This is a genomic window from Pedobacter miscanthi (genome assembly GCF_003315595.1).
In the GTDB taxonomy this organism is placed as follows: domain Bacteria; phylum Bacteroidota; class Bacteroidia; order Sphingobacteriales; family Sphingobacteriaceae; genus Pedobacter; species Pedobacter miscanthi.
Genome location: NZ_QNQU01000073.1, coordinates 1 through 691, shown reverse-complemented (window position 1 = coordinate 691; position 691 = coordinate 1). Strand labels below are relative to the sequence as shown.

General features: G+C 49.2%; 1 rRNA gene (cut by a window edge). It reads right to left on the bottom strand.

From position 1 onward, the window contains the following. Positions 1-691: ribosomal RNA gene (locus DRW42_RS29155) — 23S ribosomal RNA — on the bottom strand (its annotated part extends 475 nt beyond the left edge of the window); the annotation flags it as partial.

Sequence of the window (691 nt, the reverse complement as noted above, 5' to 3'; positions counted from 1 at the left end):
TTCTAAGCCAACATCCTAGTTGTCTATGCAATTCCACATCCTTTTCCACTTAACACATATTTTGGGACCTTAATCGGTGGTCTGGGCTGTTTCCCTTTCGACTACGGATCTTATCACTCGCAGTCTGACTCCCGGATATAAATCTGTGGCATTCGGAGTTTATCTGAATTCAGTAACCCAAGACGGGCCCCTAGTCCAAACAGTGCTCTACCTCCACGATTCTTAACTCCGAGGCTAGCCCTAAAGCTATTTCGGAGAGAACCAGCTATCTCCAAGTTCGTTTGGAATTTCACCTCTACCCACACCTCATCCCAGCATTTTTCAACATACACGGGTTCGGTCCTCCAGTGCGTTTTACCGCACCTTCAACCTGGACATGGGTAGGTCACCTGGTTTCGGGTCTACGTCAACGTACTATCTCGCCCTATTCAGACTCGCTTTCGCTACGGCTCCGGACTTTCCTCCTTAACCTCGCACGCTAACGTAACTCGCCGGTTCATTCTACAAAAGGCACGCCATCACTCATTAACGAGCTCTGACTACTTGTAGGCATATGGTTTCAGGAACTATTTCACTCCCCTCCCGGGGTGCTTTTCACCTTTCCCTCACGGTACTGGTTCACTATCGGTCACTAGGTAGTATTTAGCCTTGGGAGATGGTCCTCCCGGATTCCGACGGAGTTTCACGTGTT